This window comes from Superficieibacter sp. 1612_C1, from assembly GCF_015234305.1.
In the GTDB taxonomy this organism is placed as follows: Bacteria; Pseudomonadota; Gammaproteobacteria; order Enterobacterales; family Enterobacteriaceae; genus Superficieibacter.
Window position 1 is genome coordinate 294011 of the sequence record NZ_JADGMI010000005.1, and the last position, 20213, is coordinate 314223.

20 protein-coding genes are annotated in these 20213 nt (G+C 52.8%); 11 read left to right on the forward strand and 9 right to left on the reverse strand.

Annotated features, from left to right (window positions below):
- Window positions 1–18 precede the first annotated feature (18 nt).
- Window positions 19–1356: a PTS sugar transporter subunit IIC gene (locus INT84_RS18170; RefSeq protein ID WP_176918606.1), complete on the reverse strand. Its 1338-nt coding sequence runs from the start codon at window positions 1354–1356 to the stop codon at window positions 19–21.
- A 339-nt stretch (window positions 1357–1695) separates the two neighbouring features.
- Between INT84_RS18170 and INT84_RS18175 the strand changes: the two genes are divergently transcribed.
- Entirely contained in the window at window positions 1696–2154 is a 459-nt protein-coding gene (locus INT84_RS18175; protein ID WP_194207919.1) for a YbaK/EbsC family protein, read from the forward strand.
- A 45-nt stretch (window positions 2155–2199) separates the two neighbouring features.
- On the opposite strand, the gene bglJ is transcribed toward INT84_RS18175, so the two are convergent.
- The 3 genes from bglJ to INT84_RS18190 form a co-directional block, all read right to left on the reverse strand.
- A complete protein-coding gene (bglJ, locus tag INT84_RS18180) occupies window positions 2200–2838 on the reverse strand; it encodes a DNA-binding transcriptional activator BglJ (protein ID WP_194207920.1) in 639 nt (212 codons plus the stop codon).
- Window positions 2839–2849: 11 nt separating this feature from the next.
- Window positions 2850–3572, reverse strand: a complete 723-nt coding sequence (locus tag INT84_RS18185) for a response regulator transcription factor (protein ID WP_176918609.1) — start codon at window positions 3570–3572, stop codon at window positions 2850–2852.
- Window positions 3573–3910: 338 nt separating this feature from the next.
- A complete protein-coding gene (locus INT84_RS18190) occupies window positions 3911–4102 on the reverse strand; it encodes a hypothetical protein (RefSeq protein ID WP_194207921.1) in 192 nt (63 codons plus the stop codon).
- On the opposite strand from INT84_RS18190, the gene INT84_RS18195 reads away from it, so the two are divergent.
- From INT84_RS18195 to opgB, 6 genes are all read left to right on the forward strand, one after another.
- Entirely contained in the window at window positions 4084–4860 is a 777-nt protein-coding gene (locus tag INT84_RS18195; RefSeq protein WP_176918610.1) for a threonine/serine exporter ThrE family protein, read from the forward strand. The two genes, INT84_RS18190 and INT84_RS18195, sit on opposite strands and share 19 nt — an antisense overlap.
- The gene (locus tag INT84_RS18200; protein WP_176918611.1) at window positions 4851–5324 is read left to right on the forward strand and encodes a threonine/serine exporter; all 474 of its coding nucleotides are present in this window, start codon (window positions 4851–4853) and stop codon (window positions 5322–5324) included. The genes INT84_RS18195 and INT84_RS18200 overlap by 10 nt, the downstream gene beginning before the upstream one ends.
- Window positions 5325–5574: 250 nt before the next feature.
- Window positions 5575–6114, forward strand: coding sequence for a primosomal protein DnaT (gene dnaT / locus INT84_RS18205; protein ID WP_176918612.1), 540 nt, complete (start codon window positions 5575–5577; stop codon window positions 6112–6114).
- 2 nt (window positions 6115–6116) lie between these two features.
- On the forward strand, window positions 6117–6854 hold the full coding sequence (dnaC, locus tag INT84_RS18210) for a DNA replication protein DnaC (protein ID WP_176918613.1): 738 nt from the start codon (window positions 6117–6119) through the stop codon (window positions 6852–6854).
- A 60-nt stretch (window positions 6855–6914) separates the two neighbouring features.
- Window positions 6915–7385, forward strand: coding sequence for a DUF2501 domain-containing protein (locus INT84_RS18215; RefSeq protein WP_176918614.1), 471 nt, complete (start codon window positions 6915–6917; stop codon window positions 7383–7385).
- Between the two features lie 212 nt (window positions 7386–7597).
- Window positions 7598–9889, forward strand: coding sequence for a phosphatidylglycerol--membrane-oligosaccharide glycerophosphotransferase (opgB, locus tag INT84_RS18220; protein WP_194207922.1), 2292 nt, complete (start codon window positions 7598–7600; stop codon window positions 9887–9889).
- Between the two features lie 43 nt (window positions 9890–9932).
- Here the strand turns inward: opgB and INT84_RS18225 are convergent, their stop codons facing one another.
- Together INT84_RS18225 and tsr are read right to left on the reverse strand one after the other, a co-directional pair.
- Window positions 9933–10850, reverse strand: a complete 918-nt coding sequence (locus tag INT84_RS18225; protein ID WP_194207923.1) for an Rpn family recombination-promoting nuclease/putative transposase — start codon at window positions 10848–10850, stop codon at window positions 9933–9935.
- Between the two features lie 318 nt (window positions 10851–11168).
- Complete coding sequence (gene tsr, locus INT84_RS18230; protein ID WP_194207924.1) at window positions 11169–12839, reverse strand: methyl-accepting chemotaxis protein; 1671 nt, start codon at window positions 12837–12839, stop codon at window positions 11169–11171.
- Between the two features lie 346 nt (window positions 12840–13185).
- Here tsr and INT84_RS18235 point away from each other — a divergent pair, with 346 nt between their 5' ends.
- The 3 genes from INT84_RS18235 to yjiA all read left to right on the forward strand — a co-directional run bounded on the left by INT84_RS18235 (window position 13186) and on the right by yjiA (window position 16594).
- On the forward strand, window positions 13186–15336 hold the full coding sequence (locus INT84_RS18235) for a carbon starvation CstA family protein (RefSeq protein WP_194207925.1): 2151 nt from the start codon (window positions 13186–13188) through the stop codon (window positions 15334–15336).
- Window positions 15337–15431: 95 nt separating this feature from the next.
- Window positions 15432–15626, forward strand: a complete 195-nt coding sequence (locus INT84_RS18240; protein ID WP_103675748.1) for a YbdD/YjiX family protein — start codon at window positions 15432–15434, stop codon at window positions 15624–15626.
- A gap of 11 nt (window positions 15627–15637) precedes the next feature.
- Window positions 15638–16594 (forward strand): GTPase, encoded by a 957-nt coding sequence (yjiA, locus tag INT84_RS18245; protein WP_194207926.1) that lies wholly within the window; start codon window positions 15638–15640, stop codon window positions 16592–16594.
- A gap of 34 nt (window positions 16595–16628) precedes the next feature.
- On the opposite strand, the gene INT84_RS18250 is transcribed toward yjiA, so the two are convergent.
- On the reverse strand, window positions 16629–17879 hold the full coding sequence (locus INT84_RS18250; protein WP_194207927.1) for a NupC/NupG family nucleoside CNT transporter: 1251 nt from the start codon (window positions 17877–17879) through the stop codon (window positions 16629–16631).
- 131 nt (window positions 17880–18010) lie between these two features.
- Window positions 18011–18943 (reverse strand): ribosylpyrimidine nucleosidase, encoded by a 933-nt coding sequence (rihB, locus tag INT84_RS18255; protein ID WP_194207928.1) that lies wholly within the window; start codon window positions 18941–18943, stop codon window positions 18011–18013.
- 129 nt (window positions 18944–19072) lie between these two features.
- On the opposite strand from rihB, the gene INT84_RS18260 reads away from it, so the two are divergent.
- Window positions 19073–19762 (forward strand): transcriptional regulator YeiL, encoded by a 690-nt coding sequence (locus INT84_RS18260; RefSeq protein WP_194207929.1) that lies wholly within the window; start codon window positions 19073–19075, stop codon window positions 19760–19762.
- A gap of 121 nt (window positions 19763–19883) precedes the next feature.
- Here the strand turns inward: INT84_RS18260 and INT84_RS18265 are convergent, their stop codons facing one another.
- Window positions 19884–20048 (reverse strand): DUF1127 domain-containing protein, encoded by a 165-nt coding sequence (locus INT84_RS18265; protein WP_194207930.1) that lies wholly within the window; start codon window positions 20046–20048, stop codon window positions 19884–19886.
- Window positions 20049–20213: the final 165 nt, after the last annotated feature.

Genomic DNA, 20213 nt, shown 5'->3' on the forward strand with positions numbered 1-20213 from the left:
CACCGGGCGATGTTTATGTTATGCGACCTGCTCCCCTTCCACGCGTGCGGCCTCCTGCGCTTCCTGCTCCAGCAGTTGTTTCTCGTACACTTTAAAGAACGGGAAATAAATAATCGCAGAGACAATTGCCAGCACAATGACCAGAATCGCTGCCCGGAAGTCCCAGCCCAGCGCCCATGCGGCACCGATTGGCGCGGGTGCTGTCCACGGAACCACTGAAATAACCCGGCCAATTAAATCCATCTTCATCACGCCCCAGGCGAGAATGGCGTTAACCATCGGAGCCAGCAGGAAAGGAATGAAGAACACCGGGTTCATCACGATAGGGGTACCGAAAATCACCGGTTCGTTGATGTTGAAAATACTTGGCACGATACTGAGGCGACCAATCGAGCGTAAGTGGGCAGAGCGGCTACGCAGATAACAAATCACCAGCCCCATGGTTGCGCCGGAGCCACCCACCACGATAAAGAACGTCCAGAACGCTTCCATAAAGATATGCGGCAGCGGAGCACCTTGCGCCAGCGCACTCTGGTTCATGCCCAGATTAGTCAGCCAGAACATTTGCAGCATCCCGGAGACAATCGCCGCACCGTGAATACCCGCAAACCACAGCAGGTGGCCGATCAATACCGCCAGCAAAATGGCCGGCAGGGAATCCGCCGCTGAAACCAGCGGTTTAAAGATGGACATGATCGCCTGTGGGATCAGCATACCAAACTCGCTCTGGAGCCACAGGCTCAGCGGGTAAAGCGTCACTACCACCACCAGAATTGGGATCAGCAGATCAAACGAGTTTTTGATCATCGGCGGCACCGCGTCCGGCAGACGAATGCCAATATTATGCGCTTTCAGAAAACGCATCACTTCGACACAGTAAATTGCGACCAGAATTGCCGTGAAAATCCCGGTACCACCGAGGCTATCTACCGGCAGCGCGCCGTTTGTTTTCGGCGAAGCCACCAGCAGAAAGGCCATGATCGACAGCATCGCGCCCATAAAAGGATCGAGCTGGAATTTTTTCTCGTAGTGCTTGCCCAGGTTATAGGCAATGGCCGCACAGATATAAATCGACATAATGCCCATCGTCATATCGAACGGCGTCAGGATACGACTTTCATACTGCTTTGCCAGATCCAGCCAGGCGCGCGCAAATCCCCAAGTGGTATCTGGCGAGAACGGCGGGTAAACAAAAACCAGTAAAAACGATCCGACAATCATAAACGGCATGGCGGAAATAAAACCATCCTTGATTGCCATGACGTGACGCTGCGCAGAAACGCGTCCAGCGATGGGACTCACGTAGTTCTCAACGAAGCGGAAGATCAGATTAAACGCAGCATTGTTAGCAGACATAGCAGCCCTCCTGACAGGCTATAGACGTAAGCATAGCGGCCCTTATTTTATAGCCGTACGTGCTGTCGCCCTGTGAGCGCGGTTCCATGCCGGGTAATTTTCCAGCGCGTTCGTTCACAAAGGTATTTATCATGCACGGCTCTTATTATTTCAATACAGTGGAAGTTACAGCCGTAGTAATAAACTGCATTTCACCAATCTGCAACCGGTTACTGTAACCGGTTGCAGCGAATGTGAAGGGGATCGATAAATCTCAATATTCATGACATATGAGGGTAGTTATTTACATTGACCTGGCGTATGTGACAGATTAAAACGGATAATAGTCAGGAGATCCTCATGAGTCTGCAATCTGTGCGACAGTTTTTTGCCGATCGCGCACCCGATGTTGAAATAATTGAACTCAGTCAAAGTACTGCCACCGTAGCGCTTGCCGCTGCCGCTCATCGTGTTGAGCCGGGGCAAATTGCGAAAACGCTGTCGCTTAAAGTCAAAGATGAAGTGATTCTGGTCGTGGCGAAAGGCGATGCGCGGCTGGATAATAAAAAACTGAAATCGGTATTTGGTGCGAAAGCGCGGATGCTAAGTAGCGATGAAGTCGTCATCCTGACGGGTCATCCGGTGGGCGGCGTCTGCCCTTTTGGGCTGGAAAACCCGCTGGCCGTGTATTGTGATATCTCGCTGCGGCAATATCAGGAGGTTTTACCTGCCGCAGGCGCAATTCATAGCGCGGTGAGGATCGCGCCGGAGCGCATGGCGCAGCTGACTGATGCAACCTGGGTAGATGTTTGCCTGTAGAGGAAACTGGCAAAGGAGAGTGTCCTTTGCCAGAGTCGTGCGGTCTTAATGCGCGACGATGGCACCTTCCCCCAGCGCATATTCCTCACCCGCAAGCGGGATGTTGATCAGAATATCCGCCGCGTGCAACAACCCCATATCAGAGCTTACGCCCAGTTTGGTCATGGCATTAAACTTGTGCGCGCGAATCGTCTTGATGTTGCGCTCAAGCTGCGCGGCAATCTCAGGCATGGAATACCCGTAAGCCATAAACTGAAGAATAGCGCGTTCCGTTGGGCTGAGCATCCGGGAACTGCTGACGTACCAGTGATTATGGGCATTTACATTAACCCGACGGGTTTCACGCAGCAGCGTAACCAACTGGGCCTGCAATACATCCAGAGGTGCCGTTTTACTGATAATGCCATGTAAGCCTGACGGGGCCAGGTGACTGACCAGGCGTGCTTCACGCTCATCATTTGCCAGCATGATCCTCTGCGTTTTTGGATACAGTTGACTCAGCTCGCTTAACAGCATCAGTCCTTCACGCCGCTGTTCCCTGCTGCCTGAAAGTGAGTAAATGACTGAAAAAAAACCACGCGTGCTGAGCGCCTTTTTCAACTCAACGTAGTCTCTAAAAAAATGTATCGTATAGCTATTAGTAGACGCCGTTCCAAAAAGATGACGAAGCCCAACTTCGGTCATTCTGCAAGGTTCTACGATAGCGACATGTCGCTTTGCGGGGCTCTTTTCCATTCGATTGAATCTCCATAGGCTGAAAATAAATTCAGCTCTTTCATTCCCTGTGCGCTATTTATCCATGCGTACATCTCCGCATTGCTGCGTAACGCTAAACGGCGCATTGCACTATTTTTTTGCGCGCTAATGGTTTTATTGCTTTTTTTCAGTAATGCCGCAATCTGATTAATTCCCCAGCCCTTCCCAAGAAGACGCAGCACTTTACGTTCAGATAGCGTCAGCACAGCCAGGGAGTCTTCTTCGCCAACGGTTTCTTGCGTCTCAGCTGCCAGTAACGTCTGGCTAATACGCTCCGCAGAAAGCCCACCCGCATGAATCGCTTTGACCACGTGATCGACAGGCTCTGCATCAGAAAGCAATGTGCTTTCAGGACGCATTAAAAATTCGACGGCTAACGGGTAAATGGAGCGGGAAACGAGAAATATCCAGTGAATATCACGGTATTGCGATATTAATGCATAGTACTGCTCGCAAATGGTGCGGGCATGGCGAAACTCACCAGAAAGATCGACCAGCACCAGAGCGGCGCGGCGAAGCTGGAAAAGCGTTAACTCTTCAGGAGATTGACATGAGGTAAGTTCATAGTCAGGGAAATGCAGTTCCATTATTCCGCTGAGTCCGGTTTGCATTACCGGTATCTTGCTGATAATGACTCCATGCTTGCAATGTCCTGATACCATACAAATACCCTCCGCATCCTGTCGAAGAATCACTTTATTTTATGACCGCATACATCATTCATATGAATAAATAAAAGTTATATATTCATATGCAACTTAGTGAATCTTTCTCTTCCCTGTAAGTGTCCATTATTGTACATTTAACAACGTACAACAGTTTCGTGTATTACATTATACCTTTCGCAGGATAATGTGAACCGCGTAAATATCTCACAATACTAGAAAAAACTTAATCAATTCCAAATTAGAAAAAAAGAAATGTTTTTTAAGAAAAACTAAAAATATTCATTACGTAAATATTGACTGTGTTTTTTAAAAGCGAGCTTGTTACTTTAACACTACTCGTCATCGCAGGCACTCTCTTTCTGATCTGCTGCCGCAGTAAGTCCGGTTTCAGAACCGGGGATTTTTTGCACGTTTTTTGATCTTAGCCACAGCCATCGCATAGTTACTTCATGGTAAAACAGCTTTATGCGCTGCTTTTTTCTTTTTTTCCATTTCAGGGCGATCCATGCAAGTTGATCAGTCATTACAACGAACCATTACGCGATTATGTATTCAATGTGGGCTTTTTCTATTGCAGCACGGCGCGGAAAGCGCACTCGTGGAGGAGCTATCGACGCGTCTGGGGCGCGCGCTGGGGATGGACAGCGTTGAAAGCTCGATCTCCTCTAATGCCATCGTCTTAACCACCATTAAAGACGGGCTCTGCCTGACCTCGACGCGTAAAAATAGCGATCGCGGTATTAATATGCATGTGGTGACCGAAGTTCAGCACATTGTCATTATGGCGGAACATAAGCTTCTGGATTACCGGGATGTTGAAAAACGGTTCAGCCATATTAAACCGCTACGTTATCCGCGCTGGCTGCTGGTGTTGATGGTCGGACTCTCTTGTGCCTGCTTCTGTAAATTGAATAACGGCGGTTGGGACGGTGCTTTTATCACTTTTTGCGCCAGCGCGGTGGCCATGTATGTGCGCCAGGTGTTGACCCATCGCTCTCTGCATCCACAAATTAACTTCTGCATTACCGCCTTTGTCGCTACCACCGTTTCCGGATTGCTGTTAAGACTGCCCCTGTTCCATGACACCCCGAGCGTCGCCATGGCCGCCAGCGTTCTGCTGCTGGTGCCGGGTTTTCCGCTGATTAACGCGGTGGCGGATATGTTTAAAGGGCATATTAATACCGGGCTTGCCCGCTGGGCCATCGCCAGCCTGTTAACTCTGGCGACCTGTATTGGCGTGGTTATGGCGCTGACATTATGGGGGCTGCGCGGATGGGCGTAATCGATTTTCTGCTGGCGCTGATACAGGACATGCTGCTCTCCGCTATCCCTGCGGTCGGCTTTGCGATGGTGTTTAACGTGCCTCACCGGGCGCTTCCCTGGTGTGCGCTGCTGGGTGCTATCGGACATGGTTCGCGAATGGTGATGTTTACCGCCGGTTTTAATATCGAGTGGTCAACGTTTATGGCCTCGATGCTGGTGGGGACCATCGGTATTCGCTGGTCACGCTGGTATCTGGCGCACCCGAAAATTTTCACTGTGGCAGCGGTGATCCCCATGTTCCCCGGTATTTCCGCCTATACCGCTATGGTCTCGGCGGTGAAAATTAGCCACTTTGGCTATTCAGAGGATCTGATGATTATGCTGCTGACTAATTTTCTGAAGGCGTCTTCTATTGTGGGTGCGCTTTCCATCGGGCTGTCGATCCCCGGTCTGTGGCTCTACCGGAAGCGTCCTCGGGTGTAATAAAATCCCTAAAGGTAGTTTTTATAATCGCTTGCCATTACATTGTGCACGCTATTTTATAGTGAACGATGAAGGCGAGGTCGGCATTGGCATTGAAGCAGGCGGTTGTAAACGCTCCGTAGTCAACGGGGCGACCACCGGGTTGCCAGTACGCTTTTTTAATCCCTTTCCCGCCTGCCAGCCATTCGGTGCACTGTGTTACTATGTGCCATTATTACCCAGTCGCCCCTTTTATGTATTGAGATAGCGTATGTCTTCCAGAATCTTGACGCCTGATGTTGTCGGTATCGACGCCTTTATGCAGAATTATGCCAGCGTGCTGGCAGAGGCAGAGGGGCAGGCGGTCGCGGTATTTGCCAATAATGCCCCGGCATTTTACGCACTCTCCCCTGCCCGTCTGGCGCAATTGCTGGCGCTGGAGGCTAAACTGGCGCGTCCGGGCAGCGACGTTACGCTGGACGAGCGTTTATATGAAGAGCCGGCCGCCGCACCGGTGGCCGTGCCGATGGGTAAATTCGCCATGTATTCCGACTGGCAGCCGGATGCGGATTTCCAGCGCCTCGCGGCCTTGTGGGGCATTGCCCTGTCTCAGCCCGTCACGGCAGAAGAACTGGCCTCGTTTATCGCTTACTGGCAGGCCGAAGGCAGAGTCTTCCATCATGTCCAGTGGCAGCAAAAACTGGCGCGCAGCGTACAAATAAGCCGGGCCAGTAGTGGCGGGACGGCAAAACGTGATATCAATAGCCTGAGTGAACCAGACGATCATATCCCCCCCGGCTTCAGAGGTTGACCATGAAAAACGTCGGCGAATTAATGAAACGTTTGCAGAAAGTGATGCCATCGCACGTTAAACCCGCATTCAAAACGGGTGAAGAACTGCTGGCCTGGCAAAAGGAGCAGGGTGACATCCGTTCCGCCGCCATCGAACGTGAAAATCGGGCGATGAAAATGCAGCGAACCTTTAACCGCTCCGGCATTCGTCCTCTGCATCAAAACTGCTCTTTTGAAAATTACCGCGTGGAAAGCGAAGGGCAAATGAATGCGCTGGCAAAGGCACGGCAGTACGTGGAAGAGTTTGATGGCAATATCGCCAGCTTCATCTTCTCCGGCAAGCCCGGAACCGGTAAAAACCATCTTGCAGCGGCGATCTGTAACGAGTTGCTGCTGCGCGGCAAATCGGTACTGATTATTACGGTAGCCGATATTATGTCGGCGATGAAAGACTCGTTCGGCAACCGGGAAACCAGCGAAGAACAACTGCTCACCGATCTGAGTCGTGTCGATCTGCTGGTGATCGATGAGATTGGTATGCAGAACGAATCGCGCTATGAAAAAGTGATCATTAATCAGATCGTCGATCGCCGTTCCTCTTCCAAACGCCCGACCGGGATGCTGACCAATAGCAACATCGAGGAGATGAACAAACTGCTTGGTGAACGGGTAATGGACCGAATGCGCCTTGGCAACAGCCTGTGGGTGATCTTCAACTGGGACAGCTACCGCAGCCGCGTGACCGGCAAAGAGTATTGAGATAATTCTTGCCCGCAGGCGAGGTATACTCAGAGGAAATCGGCCCTGTTCAACGTGAGTATGACTATGAAAACTGCAAAATCCCTGCTTTGCGGCGCACTCCTCAGCGCCGCGTGCTTCTCCCATGCCGCCAGCTGGCAGGACTCGCTCTCCAGCGCGGCCAGCCAGTTAAACAGCCAGAACGGTAATCAGCTCTCTTCGCTGGGCAGCCTGCTTAACGGTGGTAATCAGGCGTTAAGCGCCGACACAATGAATAACGCCGCGGGGATCCTGCAATACTGCGCCAAACAGAAACTGGCCTCGGTGACCAGCACCGAGAACATTAAAAATCAGGTGCTGGATAAATTAGGCTTAAATCAGCAGGAACAGAAAGAAGATACCAACTACCTGGAAGGTATTCAGGGCCTGCTGAATACCAAAAATGGCGAGCAGCTTAACCTGAGCAATCTCGGCGATACGCCGCTGGCCCAGAAGGTGAAAACCAAAGCCTGCGACTTAGTATTAAAACAGGGCGTTAACTTCCTCTCCTGATTTCCTCTGTGGCCGCGCCAGCAACTGCGCGGCCCTCCTTCCCGCCTCACAATAATGCGATAACCATCGTAAAACGCCCCTTTCAGGCGAATTCCGAACCACAGCACATTTTTATGACGCCATAATTGCAGCAATGCGGCAACACCATTACATTGTAGGCGCTTAAAAACGATGTTAAGCCAGGTGGGCCTGGCGCTGTTGAGGATATCCCGTTGTCAGAACTCATTTCTATTGCCCTGTTTCTGGCCTCCGTGGTGATTTACGCCTGGAAAGCTGGCCGTAATACCTGGTGGTTTGCCGTCACATTGGCAGTACTGGGCGTGTTTGTCGTATTAAATATTACGCTTTACGCCAGCGATTACTTTACCGGCGACGGCATTAACGATGCGGTCCTCTATACCCTGACCAACAGCCTCACCGGCGCAGGCGTCAGTAAATATATTCTGCCGGGTGTCGGCCTGATACTGGCACTGGTCGGCGTATTTTTCGCGCTCGGCTGGGTATTACGCCGCCGTCGTCATCATCCGCATCATCTGGGATACAGTTTGCTCGCGCTGGTGCTGGCGCTGGCTTCGGTTGACGCCAGCCCCGCGTTTCATCAAATCACCGAGCTGGTAAAATCGCAATCCCGCGACGGCGATCCGGATTTTGCCGACTGGTACAAAGAACCGGCGAAAAGCATTGCCAATCCGAAGCTGAACCTGGTTTATATTTACGGCGAAAGTCTGGAACGCACCTATTTTGATGAAGAGGCTTTTCCCGATTTGGCTCCTGAACTCGGTGCCATAAAAAAAGAAAGCATCGACTTTAGCCATACTGCGCAGCTGCCCGGAACCGACTACACGATTGCCGGTATGGTCGCCTCCCAGTGCGGTATTCCTTTGTTTGCCCCGTTTGAAGGCAATGCCTCGGCTTCGGTGTCCAGCTTCTTCCCGCAGAATATCTGCCTCGGCGACATCCTGAAAAACTCCGGCTATGAAAACTATTTCATGCAGGGGGCCAACCTGCGCTTTGCCGGAAAAGATGTGTTTTTGAAATCTCACGGCTTCGATCACCTCTACGGTGCAGAAGAACTCAAAACCACCGTTGCCGATCCGAGCTACCGTAACGACTGGGGCTTTTACGATGACACCGTGCTGGATGAAACCTGGAAGAAATTCGAGGAGCTTTCCCGCAGCGGTAAGCGCTTCTCGCTGTTTGCCCTGACCGTTGATACCCATCACCCTGACGGCTTTATTTCCCGTACTTGTAAGCGAAAAAGCTACCAGTACGACGGTAAACCAAACCAGTCGTTCAGCGCCGTAAGCTGTAGCCAGGAGCACATTGCCGCACTCATCGAAAAAATTAAAGCGTCGCCGTGGTTCAAAAATACGGTGATTGTCGTTTCGTCCGATCATCTGGCAATGAATAACACCGCCTGGAAGTACCTGAATAAGCAGGATCGCAACGATCTGTTTTTTATCCTGCGCGGCGATAAGCCCCAGCAGGATGTCTCGGGCGTAAAACGCAATACCATGGATAACGGCGTAACGGTGCTGGATATTATGGGTGGCGATAATTTTATCGGCCTCGGGCGCAGCAGCCTGTCCGGGCAGTCGCTTTCCGAAGTATTCCTGAACATGAAAGAGAAAGTGATGGGCTGGAAGCCCGATATCGTGCGGCTATGGAAATTCCCCAAAGAGATGAAAGAATTTACCGTCGACAGCGAGAAAAATACTATCGCCTTTTCGGGTACGCATTTCCGTCTACCGCTGTTACTGCGTATTTCGGATAAACGCGTCGAGCCGCTACCGGAGAGTGAATACTCCGCTCCATTGCGCTTCCAGCTGGCGGACTTTGCCCCGCGTGACAACTTCGTCTGGGTCGATCGCTGCTATAAAATGGCGCAGCTGTGGGCACCTGCGCTCGCACTCTCTACCGACTGGTGTGTTTCGCAGGGCCAGTTGGGTGGAGAGCAAAAGGTACAGCACGTTGATAAAGCCCAGTGGCAAGGGAAAACGGCTTTCAAAGACACGGTGATCGATACCGATCGCTACAAGCACAACGTTGATCTGCTCAAAATCGTCGATAACGATATCCGCTATAAAGCCGACAGCTTTGTCTTTAACGTGGCAGGCGCGCCGGAGGAAGTGCAGCAGTTCAGCGGCATCTCGCGTCCGGAGTCCTGGGGACGCTGGTCCAACGCACAGCTCGGCAAAGAGGTGAAGATTGAGTACAAAGCGCCGCTACCGGAGAAATTCGATCTGGTGATCACCGCGAAAGCCTGGGGACCCAACGCTAATCGTCCTATCCCGGTACGCGTGGGCAATCAAGAGCAGATACTGACTTTAAGTAATGAGGTTTCCACCACTACGCTGCATTTTGACAATCCGTCGCGCAGCAAAACGCTGGTGATTGTCCCGCCAGAACCGCAGTCCACTAACGAGGGCAATATTCTCGGCCATTCTCCGCGTCAGTTGGGGATTGGGATGGTGGATATCAAAGTGGTTAAATCGGAAGGATAATCTGTCTTTGCCGCCCGGCTGGCGCTGCCTGCCGGGCGTTTACTTACTGCGGCAAAAGGCGTTGTAAATCGCTGGTGCTTAAGCCCGTGGCGCGCAGCACACTTTCCTGGCCTACGCCATCACGCAGAAGATTACGGGCAATCCTCAGCGCTTCCGCGCGGCGGCCTTCTTTATGGCCTTCTTCACGTCCTTCCTCGCGGCCCTTCTGCTCCAGCTGTTCAGCAATGGTCATCAACGTTTCCTCATGTTGCGGTAAACGGCGCGCCAGCTGGCGGAAAAAGGTGCCAGCATCCAGGGTGCTGCCGTACTGACCGATATAGTTAAACAAGGTTACTAGTTGCCTGTGGGTAGTATATCCCGGCAATAATAGCGTGACCAGTTGCTCGAGTAATCCGGCAAGATCGCGCTGGCGGATATGCTTCTGTAACAGTTCCAGTAATGCAATCCGCCGATGCTGCATTATCACGTCATCCGGAATAACGGTAATATCAATTAGCGGAAAGGGCTGGCAGTAAAGCTGTTGGGCCAGCGCCGGATCGCTGAATTCTGCCAGCCAGTTAAGCGGCCGGGGATAAGGCGTCTCGACGCCATGATAAAACAGCATTGGGACCACCAGCGGTAGCTGTTTATGTCCGGCATCCAGATGATGCTGCATGGCACCGATAGCATAACGCATCAAACGAAATGCCATATGGCTATCGGGCGAACTCTGATGTTCAATCACAACATAAATATACCCGTCATCATCCTGCATTTTTACTGAGTAAAGGACGTCGGAGTAACATGCTCTGAGATCTTCTTCCACGAAGCTGGCCGACTCCAGCTTCAGCGTCTGTAAATCGCATCGTTGGTGTAATGCTGGAGGAAGATGAATATCAAGGAAATCACGCGCGGTATCCGCATGGCGGAGAAATTGTTTAAAAACGGCATCATGGGGTGTAACAGTGTGGTTCTTTTTCATGGCGATCCGTGCCCGGATAAGAGAAAGTAGCCGGACTGTATCACCGCTCGCCCTCACGTCCATTTCGGGTATAGATATTTACGAGCCTCCTCGGAAAAAAGTTGCCCGGCGCGGAAAACACCGGGCAATAACTGTTAATAATCGAACTTTATTCGCCGTTTTGCCGGGTGGCGGCTTCGCCTTACCCGGCCTACAAAATGCATCAATATCAATACTTTATTCGTAATCCGTAGGCCTGTGCAAGCGAAGCGCCGCCAGGCATCATTCTACGGTATAACGTTTGTCAGCAATCTGATGTCCGGCTTATTCAGCCGGGCATCAGAAGGTTTCCCAGTTCTCGCCGCCCTCGGTGGCAACCGCTTTACGCGCCATCACCGGAGCCGCAGCCGCAGCCGTGACGGTTTTCGCCGTCGTCGCATCACGCTGCTGCGCCTGCATAATACGGAACACCGCGACCGCCTGGGTCAGTCGGCTGGCCTGTTCTTCCAGCGCGGCGGCAGCGGCGGCGGATTCTTCCACCAGCGAGGCGTTCTGCTGAGTAACGCGGTCCATCTCAGCCACCGCCAGCCCGACCTGGTCGATACCGCGGCTCTGCTCGTCAGACGCGGAGGCGATTTCGCCCATAATGTCGGTCACGCGGGTTACCGCATTGACGATCTCGTCCATCGTTTCGCCAGCACTCTCAACCAGAGTAGAACCCAGATCGACACGGTTTACTGAGTCTTCGATCAGACTTTTAATTTCACGCGCCGCCTGGGCACTGCGCTGTGCCAGATTACGCACTTCGCCCGCAACCACTGCAAAGCCTCGTCCCTGCTCGCCCGCACGCGCTGCTTCGACCGCGGCGTTGAGCGCCAGAATGTTGGTCTGGAAGGCGATACCGTCAATCACGCTGATAATATCGGCGATTTTCTGCGAACTGCCGGCGATGTCACGCATGGTTTGCACCACGTTGTCGACCACTTTGCCGCCTTTCTGCGCGGTTTCCGAGGCGCTCAGTGCCAGCTGGCTGGCCTGACGGGCGTTCTCGGCGTTCTGCTTCACGGTAGCTGTCAGTTCTTCCATGCTGGCAGCGGTCTCTTCCAGCGAGGCCGCCTGCTGCTCGGTACGGGAAGAGAGATCGTTGTTGCCCATCGCGATTTCACTGGCACCGCTATAGATAGCATCCGCGCCGTCGCGCACATCACCCACGGTACGTACCAGCTCGCCCTGCATATGACGCAGGCTGTTCGCCAGCTGTCCCATCTCGTTAGAGCCTTCCACGTCGATGGGCTTGACCAGGTCACCGCTGGCAATATGGCGGATACTTTCAATAATACGGTGCAGCGGCGTCAATAATGCGCGGGTGATCCCCATCCACACCACCATGATGACCAGCAGCACAACCAGTAACGTGCCCCCCAGCACCCATAACGTCTGGTTATACGACCCCTGGTTTTCTTCAACTGCCTGTTGATAGAGGGTGTCGTTCTGTTGCAGATATTCACGGTACTGCTTCTCAAAATTATCCTGATAGCCCTGGGTCGGCTGATCGAAGAACTCGTTAATTTTACCCGCACCTAAAAGTCGGATCAGGTCCGCCAGCGCATCGTGGTAGATACCGTAGTTACGTTTGATCTCCATCGCCGCCACGTTGCTTTGACGCGGATCGCGCGGCTGCGCTTCGTATTCCGCCCATGCTGCTTCAGCCTGCTTCAGCGTGCGGCTGGCAATCTGCGACAAATCAGAGACGGTCGCACCGCTACCGATATTGTTCTGATCCATCATATAGCGGATACCCGCGCGGTTCAGCGTGTTGCGGGTCTGCAATAGTGCCACCCAGCTCTCATTGAGCGTGGATTGCTGCTGGCGGATGGTTTGCAGGACGGTGAAGTTCTCTTTGTCATGCTTGAGGGCGTTGAAGAACAGACCGCCCGAGGTGAGTTGTAAAAGGCCGAATAGTCCCAGCACCAGCATTAAGCCGGTGACAATCTTGATACGATTTAACATGTTTTCTCTTCCATTGAACTGATATCGGGTTTTCGGCCTGGGAAGAGAAAACTTTACGGAAAATCGTGCTGCGTTCGTCGCTTTATAAATGATTTTTGATGCAGGTCGTTCCGTGTATATGGCGTCCTTCATCCAGTTTTTTATTGTGATCTCAATCACATATTGCTTTTATTTCCTTCACCTCCGCCAACCACTCGCGCCCCTCCCTGACCGCTTAATTTTGCATACGACCACTCATGCAAATTGCCCATTTTTTACGCGCGCGCCTCTGGCATCATCCGCGCTGACATAGCAATTTCAGAACACTTCTTACCCATACTATTCTCTTAAATAGCCAGGTTTCACTATGGATACTAAAAAACTTTTCAGGCACATACCCTGGGTGATCCTCGGGATCATCGGTGCATTCTGTTTGTCGGTTGTCGCCCTGCGGCGGGGTGAGCACGTCAGCGCCCTGTGGATCGTAGTGGCCTCCGTCTCGGTCTATCTGGTGGCGTACCGCTACTACAGCCTCTATATCGCCCAGAAAGTGATGCAGCTTGACCCGACGCGCGCAACGCCAGCGGTCATCAATAACGACGGTCTGAACTACGTTCCGACTAACCGTAACGTGCTGTTTGGTCACCACTTTGCGGCCATCGCGGGCGCGGGTCCGCTGGTCGGGCCGGTGCTGGCAGCGCAGATGGGGTATCTGCCCGGCACTCTGTGGCTACTCGCCGGGGTGGTTCTTGCCGGTGCGGTCCAGGACTTTATGGTGCTGTTTATCTCTTCCCGTCGTAACGGCGCGTCTCTCGGCGAGATGATTAAAGAAGAGATGGGCCCGGTCCCTGGCACCATCGCGCTGTTTGGCTGCTTCCTGATTATGATCATCATCCTCGCCGTGCTGGCGCTGATCGTGGTGAAAGCGCTGGCCGAAAGTCCGTGGGGCGTGTTTACCGTCTGCTCAACGGTGCCGATTGCGCTGTTTATGGGGATTTACATGCGCTTCCTGCGCCCCGGTCGCGTGGGCGAGGTATCAGTGATTGGTATTGTGCTGCTGGTGGCCTCTATTTACTTTGGCGGCGTGATCGCGCACGACCCGTACTGGGGCCCGGCGCTGACTTTCAAAGATACCACCATCACCTTTACCCTGATTGGTTACGCGTTTATCTCCGCGCTGCTGCCGGTATGGCTGATCCTGGCCCCGCGTGACTACCTCGCGACCTTCCTGAAAATCGGCGTGATCGTCGGTCTGGCAATTGGCATCGTGATCCTCAACCCGGAACTGAAAATGCCCGCCATGACCCAGTACATTGACGGCACGGGTCCGCTGTGGAAAGGTGCACTGTTCCCGTTCCTGTTTATCACCATCGCCTGCGGCGCGGTCTCCGGCTTCCATGCACTGATCGCCTCCGGCACCACACCGAAGCTGCTGGCCTGCGAAACCGACGCGCGTTTCATTGGCTATGGCGCGATGTTGATGGAATCCTTCGTGGCGATCATGGCACTGGTGGCGGCCTCTATCATCGAACCGGGCCTCTACTTTGCGATGAACACCCCGCCAGCGGGCCTCGGCATCACCATGCCGAACCTGCATGAGCTGGGTACTGAAAACGCGCCGGTGATCCTGGCACAGCTTAAAGACGTTACTGTTCATGCGGCGGCCACCGTCAGTAGCTGGGGCTTTGTGATATCGCCTGAGCAGATCCTGCAAACCGCGAAAGATATCGGCGAACCTTCCGTCCTGAACCGTGCCGGTGGCGCGCCGACGCTGGCGGTCGGTATCGCTCACGTGTTCCACAAGATCATTCCGGCGATGGATATGGGCTTCTGGTACCACTTCGGGATCCTGTTTGAAGCGCTGTTTATCCTGACCGCACTGGATGCAGGCACCCGTTCCGGCCGCTTCATGTTGCAGGATCTGCTGGGTAACTTCGTGCCGTTCCTGAAGAAAACCGACTCGCTGGTAGCAGGAGCTATCGGTACGGCAGGCTGCGTGGGCCTGTGGGGCTACCTGCTGTATCAGGGCGTGGTCGATCCGCTGGGCGGCGTGAAGAGTCTGTGGCCGCTGTTCGGCATCTCGAATCAGATGCTGGCCGCCGTCGCGCTGGTTCTCGGCACCGTAGTCCTGGTTAAAATGCAGCGCACCAAATACATCTGGGTCACTGTGATCCCGGCGGTATGGCTGCTGATCTGCACCACCTGGGCGCTGGGCCTGAAATTGTTCAGCGCCAACCCGCAGATGGAAGGCTTCTTCTACATGGCGAACCAATATAAAGAACGTATTGCCGCCGGTGGTGAACTGACCGCACAGGAAGTCGCGAACATGAATCATATCGTGGTGAACAACTACACCAACGCGGGCTTAAGTATTCTGTTCCTGGTGGTGGTCTACAGCATTATCTTCTACGGCCTGAAAACCTGGATGAAAGCGCGTAATACCAACGGCCGCACGGATAAAGAAACACCGTTCGTTCCGGTGCCAGAAGGTGGCGTGAAAACCTCTTCACACCATTAATGTTAATGCCGGATAGCCTTTCGCTTATCCGGCCTGAACCTGAGCCAGACGGGGCGCAAGCCGACGCCTGGCTTTATTCATATCTGGATGGCGCAATGTTTGGTAACTTAGGACAGGCAAAAAAATACCTCGGCCAGGCGGCAAAGATGCTGATTGGCATTCCGGACTATGACAACTATGTTGATCATATGAAAACCAACCATCCGGATAAACCTTACATGACCTACAACGAGTTCTTCCGCGAGCGCCAGGAAGCGCGCTACGGTAGCGGCGGAAGCAGTTGCTGTTAATAGGAACGATTATGACGCCGATTGCTGTCACCCTCCTTACGGGCTTTCTTGGCGCAGGGAAAACTACCCTCCTGCGCCATATCCTTAATGAACACCACGGCTTAAAAATTGCCGTGATCGAAAACGAGTTCGGCGAAGTTTCCGTTGACGATCAGCTGATTGGCGATCGCGCAACGCAGATCAAAACCCTGACGAACGGCTGCATCTGCTGTAGCCGCTCCAACGAACTGGAAGATGCCCTGCTGGATCTGCTCGACGGTCTCGACCGGGGAGAAATCGACTTTGACCGCCTGGTGATTGAATGCACCGGCATGGCCGATCCCGGCCCGATCATTCAGACCTTCTTCTCGCATGAGATCCTCTGCCAGCGCTATTTGCTGGACGGCGTGATAGCGCTGGTCGATGCCGTTCATGCCGACGCGCAGATGAACCAGTTCACCCTCGCCCAGTCGCAGGTGGGCTATGCGGATCGCATTCTGCTGACCAAAACCGACGTCGCCGAAGAGACGGAAAAACTGCGTGATCGTCTGACGCGCATCAACGCCCGCGCGCCGATTTATACCGCCACTTACGGCGATGTCGACCTTTCCCTGCTGTTTAACACCAACGGTTTTATGCTGGAAGAGAACGTGGTCGCCGCTAAACCGCGCTTTCATTTTATGGCCGACAAGCAGAACGACATCTCGTCCATTGTGGTCGAGCTGGATTACCCGGTCGATATCAGCGGCGTGTCGCGCGTTATGGAGACGTTGCTGCTGGAGTCAGCGGAAAAACTGCTGCGCTATAAAGGTATGCTGTGGATCAAGGATGCACCGAACCGCCTGCTGTTCCAGGGCGTCCAGAGGCTGTACAGCGCCGACTGGGACCGCCCGTGGGGCGACGAGCCGCCGCACAGCACGCTGGTGTTTATCGGCGTCCAGTTGCCGGAAGAGGAGATTCGGGCGGCGTTTGAGGAGTTGCGGGGGTAATAAAAGTGCGCGCCAGTTTCCCGGCGCGCCTTCGTCAGGCCATACCGATAAACAAACCGGCGATGGTGGCGCTCATCAGGTTTGACAGCGTTGCCGCCGCCAGCGCGCGCATACCAAGCTGCGCAATTTCGGACGCCCGCTGGGGCGCAATGGCGGAGAACGCGCCGACCACCACGCCGATGGAGCCAAAGTTGGCGAAGCCGCACAGGGCGAATGACACAATGGCAATGGTTTTCACATCCAGCGTTCCGGCTGCCTGTAGATATGGTGAGAAGCTGAGATAAGCCACAAATTCGTTAATCGCCAGCTTTTGCCCAATCAAACTTCCCGCCAGCGTCGCATCGCTCCAGTCAACGCCCATCAGCCAGGCCAGCGGCGCAAGGAGATAGCCCAGGAGGCTTTGCAGCGTGGCGTCACCAAAACCGAACCAGTCACCCACGCCGCCAATAATGCCGTTAATCAGCGCGATGATCGCCACGAATGCCATCACCACCGTTGCCACGCCAACCGCGATTTTAGTACCGGTCATCGCCCCGCTCGCCACCGCTTCAATAAGACTTTTCGGCGGCGTTTCGCTAAACGACAGATTATCGAACGTCACCTGCGAAGGCTCAGTTGCCGGGCTGAGCAGACGGGCAAACAAAATACCGCCGGGGATCGCCATCAGCGACGCCGCCAGCAGATACTCAATCGGCACGCCAAGGCTGGCATACCCAATCATCGTCGAACCGGCAATCGACGCCATTCCACTACAAATGGCGGTAAACAGCTCATTACGGTTCAGGCGATTCATAAACGGCTTAACGATCGCCGGGATCTCATTTTGCCCGAGAAAAATAGTGGTGACGGCGACAAAAGATTCGATCTTACTAATATTGAGCGCTTTCTGAAAAATACCACCCAGGAGGCGGATCAGTATCCCCATTACGCCAATATAATAAAGTAAGCTCACTAACGCGGTGATAAAAATAATGGCGGGCAGTACTCTAAAGGCAAAAATAAAACCGGCACCGTCAAATAGCGTATCCATTTTCGGCCCAACCAGCGAACCAAATATAAACGCGCTACCGGCATCGCTATAGGTGATGACCTGATGAATACCATTGGCTGCCTTTTCCGCCAGCCACTTCCCCGGCGGCAGATAAAGCATCATACCGCCAATAATGATTTGTAATAATAGTGCCGCACCAGTTGTCCGCAGGCTAATACGCTTTTTATTTACTGACAGCAGAAAAGCAATTGCCAGTAATACCACCATACCCAGAACGCTTCTCATTACTTCCATAATGATGATCCCTTTATATTGGTCTTTTGGTATGTCTGATATCGTTACGGGCGACCGCTGACTGCCCGTGCCAGGGGGTCAGGCGATACAGCTACCCTGCTCGCCTGTTACAGAGGATGTTTACTGGCACGTTAGTGATACATCCGCACGCACTCTTCCACCAGTCCCCAGAACCAGTCGGTATCAATAGTGATACCCACTTTCGCGTTCGCTGGTTTGCCGAGAACGCCCAGTTCATCGCAGACGGTACGGCCATAGCAGGGGCCGCTGTTGACGTCGATCTCGACGTACATCTCCTGGGTTTTAATGCCCTGCGGATTAATCAGATAGCCGATACAGGTGGCATCGTGCACTGGCCCACCGGCTAAGCCGTAGTTTTCAAACTGGGTTTTCAGGGTGAAATTCATGATGTCGCTGAATAGCTGCCCCGCGACACCGCCCGCTTTTTCCATCCTGGCAATAACGTCAGGCGTGCAGACGGTCTGATTGGTTAAGTCCAGACCCATCATCACCAGCGGCGCGCCTGAGGTAAATACCACGCGGGCCGCTTCCGGATCGGCAAAAATATTAAACTCGGCTGAGGGTGTGAAATTCCCGGTACCATAGGCCCCGCCCATCAGGATAATTTCGCGGATTTTGGGAATAATCGCAGGCTGCATCCGCATTGCCACTGCAATGTTAGTCAGCGGTGCGGTGGGAATAAGCGTAATATCACCGTCGCTGGCCATCAGCGTATCGATAATATAATTAACCGCGTTCGTGCTTTCGGCTTTACGGGTCAGCGGCTCAAATACCGGACCGTCCAGCCCGGTTTCGCCGTGGATATTATCCGCCACAATCTGTTCACGCATTAGCGGCTGCGGCATCCCTGCGTACACCGGCACGTCAATTCCCAGCTTCTGACAGACGTTTAAGCCGTTGATCACGGTTTTATCCAGAGTTTGATTACCCGCCACGATGGTAATACCCAGTAAATCAATCGCCGGATGCCGCGCCGCCATCATTATCGCAATAGCATCATCATGACCAGGATCGCAATCCAGAATAATTTTTCTCTTTTGCATTTTTTATTTCCTCTGTTAGCTGCTACGTTATTTTCGTTTCATCAACGGAAAACTAACCCTGTCGATGATTGAATCATAACAACAGAAAACGTATGCTAAATATGAGAAATCTCATACCGGAAAACTATTATGCAAGAAATAAAAAATGACGATCTCAGGCAACAACTGATAAAAAATTCAGGTTATAACGATCAGTTTTCTATTGATGTCATGCATGATACCCGATTATTTCGCATTGTCGCCGGTGACTATATTGTGAAAGAAGGCCATCAGCCGATGCACCTCTTTTACCTCGCCCGTGGGCGAGCAAAACTGTATGCAACCCTTGCCAATGGCCGGGTTTCACTGATTGATTTCTTCGGGGCACCCTGTTTTATCGGTGAAATAGAACTGCTGGATCAGCACCACGAACCGCGCGCCGTGCAGGCACTTGAAGAGTGTTGGTGCCTCGCTCTGCCAATGAAATCCTTTCGTTCGTTACTATTAAACGACACGCTGTTCTTACGTAATCTCAGTATTGCGTTAAGCCAGAAAAACTACCGTAATATTGTCTCCCTGACCCAGAACCAGTCATTTCCGCTGGAGAACCGACTGGCCGCGTTTATTTTATTAACGCAACATTGTGACCTATATCACGAAAAACATACCCAGGCGGCAGAATATATGGGCGTGTCCTATCGCCATTTATTATACGTGATCGCACAATTCACCCGCGACGGTTTGCTGGAAAAGCAAAAAGGCGGATATGTTATCAGCAATAAAAAGGCGCTGACGGCGCTGGCGCTTGAGATGGAGCCGGAGCACAGGTTTGCGGGGTGAGGGGTTAATGCTTTCAATTGGTTAGCGTATGCCAACATTATCCTCCTTCCCCGCTGGCGCCTTGCTTAACCGGGCAAGCATAATTCCGGACAGGATACTTTTCCGGCCTGCCCCACCTCAGTCAACACACATCATCCCGCTTCAGCCCCACATCCCGCAGCTGCGCGTCGCTCATTCTCTGCAACACCTTTTTCGCCTGCACCTGCCGACGCCACTGCTTAAACGCCCGCCAGATCATCACGAAACCGACAAAAGGCCGTTTAGCCCGATTCTCATGAAATTCCATCGTCTGTCTCCTCACCCTGTCTGTGAGGCTATTTTCAGATGGATCACCCGCAACAATACAGATTCAAAAAACACTTTTATTTAACATACAGATGACGTACAACGGGATCTGCACGGCGTTAATCGCGCTTATCTGTACTGGTTTTTGAATCTGTATGGTGAAATA

Coding starts and splice junctions, on each gene's coding strand:
- INT84_RS18170 (WP_176918606.1), bottom strand. CDS start 1,356: ATGTCTGCTAACAATGCTGCGTTTAATCTGATCTTCCGCTTCGTTGAG.
- INT84_RS18175 (WP_194207919.1), top strand. CDS start 1,696: ATGAGTCTGCAATCTGTGCGACAGTTTTTTGCCGATCGCGCACCCGAT.
- bglJ (WP_194207920.1), bottom strand. CDS start 2,838: ATGACCGAAGTTGGGCTTCGTCATCTTTTTGGAACGGCGTCTACTAAT.
- INT84_RS18185 (WP_176918609.1), bottom strand. CDS start 3,572: ATGGTATCAGGACATTGCAAGCATGGAGTCATTATCAGCAAGATACCG.
- INT84_RS18195 (WP_176918610.1), top strand. CDS start 4,084: ATGCAAGTTGATCAGTCATTACAACGAACCATTACGCGATTATGTATT.
- INT84_RS18190 (WP_194207921.1), bottom strand. CDS start 4,102: ATGACTGATCAACTTGCATGGATCGCCCTGAAATGGAAAAAAAGAAAA.
- INT84_RS18200 (WP_176918611.1), top strand. CDS start 4,851: ATGGGCGTAATCGATTTTCTGCTGGCGCTGATACAGGACATGCTGCTC.
- dnaT (WP_176918612.1), top strand. CDS start 5,575: ATGTCTTCCAGAATCTTGACGCCTGATGTTGTCGGTATCGACGCCTTT.
- dnaC (WP_176918613.1), top strand. CDS start 6,117: ATGAAAAACGTCGGCGAATTAATGAAACGTTTGCAGAAAGTGATGCCA.
- INT84_RS18215 (WP_176918614.1), top strand. CDS start 6,915: ATGACTATGAAAACTGCAAAATCCCTGCTTTGCGGCGCACTCCTCAGC.
- INT84_RS18225 (WP_194207923.1), bottom strand. CDS start 10,850: ATGAAAAAGAACCACACTGTTACACCCCATGATGCCGTTTTTAAACAA.
- tsr (WP_194207924.1), bottom strand. CDS start 12,839: ATGTTAAATCGTATCAAGATTGTCACCGGCTTAATGCTGGTGCTGGGA.
- INT84_RS18235 (WP_194207925.1), top strand. CDS start 13,186: ATGGATACTAAAAAACTTTTCAGGCACATACCCTGGGTGATCCTCGGG.
- INT84_RS18240 (WP_103675748.1), top strand. CDS start 15,432: ATGTTTGGTAACTTAGGACAGGCAAAAAAATACCTCGGCCAGGCGGCA.
- yjiA (WP_194207926.1), top strand. CDS start 15,638: ATGACGCCGATTGCTGTCACCCTCCTTACGGGCTTTCTTGGCGCAGGG.
- INT84_RS18250 (WP_194207927.1), bottom strand. CDS start 17,879: ATGGAAGTAATGAGAAGCGTTCTGGGTATGGTGGTATTACTGGCAATT.
- rihB (WP_194207928.1), bottom strand. CDS start 18,943: ATGCAAAAGAGAAAAATTATTCTGGATTGCGATCCTGGTCATGATGAT.
- INT84_RS18260 (WP_194207929.1), top strand. CDS start 19,073: ATGCAAGAAATAAAAAATGACGATCTCAGGCAACAACTGATAAAAAAT.
- INT84_RS18265 (WP_194207930.1), bottom strand. CDS start 20,048: ATGGAATTTCATGAGAATCGGGCTAAACGGCCTTTTGTCGGTTTCGTG.